4 protein-coding genes and 3 pseudogenes are annotated in these 5,245 nt (G+C 50.8%); 3 read left to right on the plus strand and 4 right to left on the minus strand.

All coding sequences use genetic code 11. The features are described from left to right. Positions 1-338: pseudogene (locus OUO13_RS08090) on the plus strand (hypothetical protein); the annotation flags it as partial. Between the two features lie 307 nt (positions 339-645). Here OUO13_RS08090 and cdiI read toward each other — a convergent pair. Both cdiI and OUO13_RS08100 read right to left on the minus strand, forming a co-directional pair. Further along, a complete protein-coding gene (gene cdiI, locus OUO13_RS08095) occupies positions 646-1,002 on the minus strand; it encodes a ribonuclease toxin immunity protein CdiI (RefSeq protein WP_283173366.1) in 357 nt (118 codons plus the stop codon). 2 nt (positions 1,003-1,004) lie between these two features. Continuing rightward, positions 1,005-1,379, minus strand: a pseudogene (locus OUO13_RS08100) (CdiA family toxin C-terminal domain-containing protein); the annotation flags it as partial. Positions 1,380-1,492: 113 nt separating this feature from the next. Here OUO13_RS08100 and OUO13_RS08105 point away from each other — a divergent pair. Continuing rightward, a pseudogene (locus tag OUO13_RS08105) lies at positions 1,493-1,634 on the plus strand (Type I secretion system protein TolC); the annotation flags it as partial. A gap of 240 nt (positions 1,635-1,874) precedes the next feature. On the opposite strand, the gene OUO13_RS08110 reads toward OUO13_RS08105, so the two are convergent. Further along, positions 1,875-2,297, minus strand: coding sequence for a hypothetical protein (locus OUO13_RS08110; RefSeq protein WP_283173367.1), 423 nt, complete (start codon positions 2,295-2,297; stop codon positions 1,875-1,877). A gap of 535 nt (positions 2,298-2,832) precedes the next feature. Next, entirely contained in the window at positions 2,833-3,717 is an 885-nt protein-coding gene (locus OUO13_RS08115; RefSeq protein ID WP_283173368.1) for a LysR family transcriptional regulator ArgP, read from the minus strand. A 68-nt stretch (positions 3,718-3,785) separates the two neighbouring features. Between OUO13_RS08115 and lysA the strand changes: the two genes are divergently transcribed. After that, positions 3,786-5,048 carry a diaminopimelate decarboxylase gene (gene lysA, locus OUO13_RS08120; RefSeq protein ID WP_283173369.1) on the plus strand — a complete coding sequence of 421 codons (1,263 nt, stop codon included), beginning with the start codon at positions 3,786-3,788 and terminating at the stop codon, positions 5,046-5,048. Positions 5,049-5,245: the final 197 nt, after the last annotated feature.

The raw sequence follows: 5,245 nt of genomic DNA on the forward strand, positions 1-5,245 counted from the left end.
ATCTGAACCCGGTTCGCGCTGCCATGGCCGACACACCAGAAACCTCCGAACACACGTCCATCAAGCAGCGGATTGAGCATTCCAGAACAACCCCCAAAACCAATTCTGTAACGGCACAAACGCCGTTATTACTGCCCTTCACCGGAAACCCTCGACAAGATTCTCCCAATGACATTCCTGTGCTCTTGAGTGACTATCTGGCGTTAGTCGACGAAACCGGGCGCATGATTCGAAGTAACAAACGCGGCGCGATTGATAACAAACTCGCACCAATCCTGAGTCGCATCGGGCTGCGTATTGAGCTGGAAAATCAGCAATGGCTGACCATGGCCCAATAGTTTGAAAACTGTTTCAGCACCTTTGTAGGCAATGAAACCCGCGTTCGACAAGCCTGCGAGCAGCTGGGTTATAAACGCCCAACCGGAGTAAGCCAGGCAAAACGCCTATTGGCTGGCTAGCTCTCTCGCTTCCCATTCAGCCACATCAACAGCTCAATCAGATCAACCTCTGAGGCTTGCGCTCAGCGAAAAACAGAACATTACGGCTGACTCAGACTGAGTCAATCGAGTCCCACCCAGTCTTTACCCAGAGTGATAAAAGGATGCTATCCAGCCCGTGTAGTTGATTGATTTTGAAGATGCTGGTTTATGGGTGGCTGTCCGGTTTCTGCTTCCCGAGCAAATCTTTTATTTCTGATAATTTATCAGGGTTAATGTCTCCATACCGTTTACAGGCCAAATTTAAACACTCCTTGAATTTTTCATCCGATAAAACAACCTCATCATCATGATATCTAAAACGCACGCCTTCAAATGGCTCTTCGTCATCGTCCAAACCACCAGGAAAATCACAATAGCTATATTCATCACCATAACCTACACCCTCAATCAAATAGCCAATAGCTCGCAAAAAAAACATGTTATTTATTGAATTAAAAAACTCCTTCGCCAGCCACAACGAATCATTGGTCTGATTTATATTTTCAAACAATGCTTCTCTCATTTTCAAAACTCCGGATGGAAGTTATCAACAATACCATTTCTTATATAAACCCTAAAATAAATACCTCCAGCTTCAGAGGTAAATTGAGACATCCCTTTCGAAGTGGCACTTTGATATCCTTTTGCAGCAGCTTGCTGCCCAAGTTCAAATATCCGCTCGTCAGAGATAACTTCCGGATCATAAACAGTTTTAGTGAACACGTTATTCCTATAACCCGAAATATTCCCCGCTCGATCGAAGGAAGGAATTTGATACTCAATTTGCGTTAACCCTTCAACCTCAGGATGATCAGTGCTACTAACAACTTTTAAACCCCTATCAATAACAGCCTGATTAAATGCCTCCAAATTATGACCACCCGATACGCCTTTCTTCTGCGAGAACCGACCACTCTAAGGACACCCACTCTAACTGGTACTTTTACCCGATTCCATTTTTCAGTTCACAAGCCATAATCCGATTTCAAGTACTTCACGGATGGAGTTCAATCATGCCAAAGCCACGCAAGCAACAGGTCTCTGTTGAAGCTACCCCCTACTACCACTGCGTTTCGCGCTGCGTTCGTCGGGCNTGATTCGGTTTCCGGCCAAAGCTATGAACACAGACGCGGCTGGTTAGAGGAACGGTTCGTAGCTGTCCAACTTCTCCAATGAGTGGGTGTCCTGATTGCACACTTAGGCGCCCAAAGTGATAAAAGGACGCTATCCAGCCCGTGCAGTTAATTGATTTCCTGAAGATGCTGGTTTATGGGTGGCTGTCCTGTTTTTCCCTACTATTTTTCCCATATAGAAAATCAACAGCCTGTTAGAGAAGCTGAGGCAGAGCAGTCCGCGCAAAAAACAATAACGGGCTCCCGAAGGAACCCGTATTCGTTACTTCAACTTAATTGAAATACATGTAATTTCAGTTCCATCTTTAGCAGCTGCGGACACCAAATATTTTCCATCCTCATATTCTCGACTAGGCAATATAAGTGGCCCACCTGGAATTTTAAGCCCCCTATATACTTTGGTGCATGGCCCAAGTAGTTTTTCCATATCCTCAAAACTCTTGATATTGGAATACTTCCCTCGGACGGAGTTCTTCGCGGGAAAATAACCTTCCTCTTCCACAAAGTATAACTTGCAACTGGTTATCACTCTTTCTCCATAAAGAGAAGAAAGAAAAAAGCCCTTTTCTTTCAGCATTAAGAACTCAAACCCTTCAATCTTTGAATAGTCCAGAAGTTCTTCATCTGCTCTCATTTTGGTTAATACTGTATCAAAGTCCAGCCCAAGATACTTAATCGCTTCCATAAGGAATTCCTAGCTCACGAAATAGTTTTTCATTAACATGGTGAACCTGCTGCCGAGCTGTTGCGATATCACTACTCGACCACCCGTTAGCTCTCCAAACAGGCTCCCATGTATCTAAATCAGCATCAGCAGCTTTTCTCAAATCCAAACTATCTTGATAAATTTGAATAGAAAGATCAATCCGGACACCAGATCAATCCGGACACCCACTCTAACTGGTACTTTTACCCGATTCCATTTTTCAGTTCACAAGCCACAATCCGATTTCGAATACTTCACGGATGGAGTTCAATCATGCCAAATCCACGCAAGCAACAGGTCTCTGTTGAAGAGCCCCCCTACTACCGCTGAGTTTCGCGCTGCGTTCGTTAACAAGACCCCCATTCAAACTGCCAGTTAGAGAGGGTGTCATGATTGTGTCCAATCTTTACCCAAAGTGATAAAACGATCATATCCTGTCCGTGCAGTTGATTGATTTTGAAGATGCTGGTTTATAGGTGGCTGTCCTGTTTTTACTTTCCTGTGTCTACTTTCATCAGTCGGAGAGCTTGCTTGCAAAAAGCGCCACCGCATCGGCCAGCACGCGGGCAGGGGCCGTCTGGCGGCTCCAGTGGTGCCAGAACAGCGGCAAGCTGATCGGTTCGCCTGCGGCCAGCTCGCACAATACACCTCGTTCAAGCGCGTCTTTTGCCTGCGGCTGGGGTACCAGACCGTAGGCCAGTCCGGCGCACACGGCGCCAAAGAGCGCGGTCGAATCCGGAATGACATGACAGGGATAATAGCCCTGCTGCAAGCCCCAGGCCTCACGCAGCCAGCGACGATGAATGCTGTCCTGCTGGCCGTAAACGGCGGCGGGCGCATCGGCCAATGCATCGGTGCCCAGCCCGGCAGGAAAACAGCGGGCGACAAACTCCGGTGTAGCCACCAGCACATACTGCATAACACCAAGGGGTATAACGCCACAGCCGGCTATCTGCTGGGGCTGTGTGCCAATACAGCCGAGTACCTCACCGGAGCGCAACTGGTCGAGCGTTTGAGCCTCATCCGCCACAACACAATCGAGCAGAATCCGCGCCGCCTGCAGGCTGGGGGTGATCGCGGCGACAAGACCCAGCGCCAGGCTATCCGCGTTCACGCCGATGCGCAGCGTCAGCCAGTCGGTGACAACCATCTCCAGGGCTTCGTGTAGTTCGCCTTCCAGCAGCCGGACCTGCCGCACATGCGCCAGCAGTTTCTGCCCTGCCGCAGTGGCGCGCACCGGTGTATCGCGCACCAGCAGCACCGTTCCGCTGCGTTCTTCCAGTTGGCGGATGCGTTGCGAGATTGCCGACTGGGTCAGATGCAGACGCTGCGCCGCACCTTCAAAACTGCCAGAGGCTGCAACAGCATCCAGCGCTTCGAGCAATTTGTAATCGAGCATTAGCTAGCCTGCAGGCCCATTAGAAAAGATCGTTTTACCACGGTACGCGGAGTCGATTGAATAGCATCATGAAAAGCAACCGTAAGGATATGAGCATGAAGCCCGTCAATGGCCCGCAACTGGTGCAGATCGCGCACGAATACGGCACGCCGTGCTGGATTTACAATGCCGACATCATCCGCGAACGCATCGGACAGCTGCGCCAGTTCGACGTGATCCGCTTTGCGCAGAAAGCCTGCTCGAACACGCATATCCTGCGTCTGATGCGCGAACAAGGTGTGAAGATAGATTCCGTTTCTCTGGGCGAAATTGAGCGTGCGCTTGCTGCCGGTTTTTCTGTTGGTGGCGTGCACAGCGATATCGTGTTTACCGCCGACCTGCTTGATCGCGCCACCCTGGCGCGCGTGGTAGAACTGAAAGTGCCAGTGAACGTCGGCAGCCCGCAGATGCTGGAACAGCTCGGCCAAGCCAGCCCCGGCCATCCGATATGGCTGCGCATCAACCCCGGCTTCGGTCACGGCCACAGTCAGAAAACCAATACCGGCGGCGAAACTAGTAAACATGGCATCTGGCATGAGCAACTAGATGAAACCTACGCACTGATCGAGCGCTATGACCTTAATCTGGTAGGCCTGCACATGCACATCGGCTCGGGCGTCGATTACAACCATCTCGCCGAAGTCTGCGACGCTATGGTCGCCCAGGTGAAGGCTAGCGGCCACGACCTGCAGGCGATCTCGGCCGGCGGCGGCCTGTCGATTCCGTACGCCGTTGATGACGAGTGTATCAATACCGAGCACTACTTCAGCCTGTGGGACAAGGCCCGTTGTGAAATCGAAGCGCACCTTGGTCACTCGGTGACACTTGAAATCGAACCTGGCCGCTTCCTCGTTGCCGAATCCGCCAAGCTGATCGCTGAGGTGCGCGCCAAGAAGGATGTCGGCAACAATCATTTTCTCTTGTGCGATGCCGGTTTCAACGACTTGGTCCGCCCGGTCATGTATGGCAGCCATCACGAAATCAGCGTACTGATGCCCGACGGCACCGCCCGCACGACCGATTCGCGCACGACCGTCGTTGCCGGACCACTGTGTGAATCGGGTGATGTGTTCACGCAGGAAGAAGGTGGAACGGTTATTCCACGCAAATTGCCGACGGCGGAAATCGGCGACTGGCTGGTTATCCATGATGCCGGCGCCTACGGTGCATCAATGTCGTCAAACTACAATACCCGCCCACTGGCCCCGGAAGTGCTGATTGATAGAGGTGAAGCCAGACTTATTCGACGACGTCAGACGGTAGCCGAATTGCTGGTATTGGAAGACTGTTGAAACGCTGGGTGATCTTAACAAGATCACCCATTTTAACTGCCAGTTAGGAATGGGTTTCCTGATTGTGGCTGACGGTATTTTTCAACATAGTTGTCCGATAAACCATTAATCAGGCCGCCATCGTCGCGGCTTGTATTTCTTCCTTCCTCACCGGATTCAGCGTCACCGTTTCCTGCCAGCTCAGATTACGGATTCTC

Origin of the sequence: Parathalassolituus penaei (genome assembly GCF_026626885.1) — a bacterium.
Taxonomy (GTDB): domain Bacteria; phylum Pseudomonadota; class Gammaproteobacteria; order Pseudomonadales; family Oceanobacteraceae; genus Oceanobacter; species Oceanobacter penaei.

Bases quoted from the DNA above. Each gene is read 5' to 3' on its own strand.
- cdiI (WP_283173366.1), bottom strand. From the start codon at position 1,002: ATGAGAGAAGCATTGTTTGAAAATATAAATCAGACCAATGATTCGTTG.
- OUO13_RS08110 (WP_283173367.1), bottom strand. From the start codon at position 2,297: ATGGAAGCGATTAAGTATCTTGGGCTGGACTTTGATACAGTATTAACC.
- OUO13_RS08115 (WP_283173368.1), bottom strand. From the start codon at position 3,717: ATGCTCGATTACAAATTGCTCGAAGCGCTGGATGCTGTTGCAGCCTCT.
- lysA (WP_283173369.1), top strand. From the start codon at position 3,786: ATGAAAAGCAACCGTAAGGATATGAGCATGAAGCCCGTCAATGGCCCG.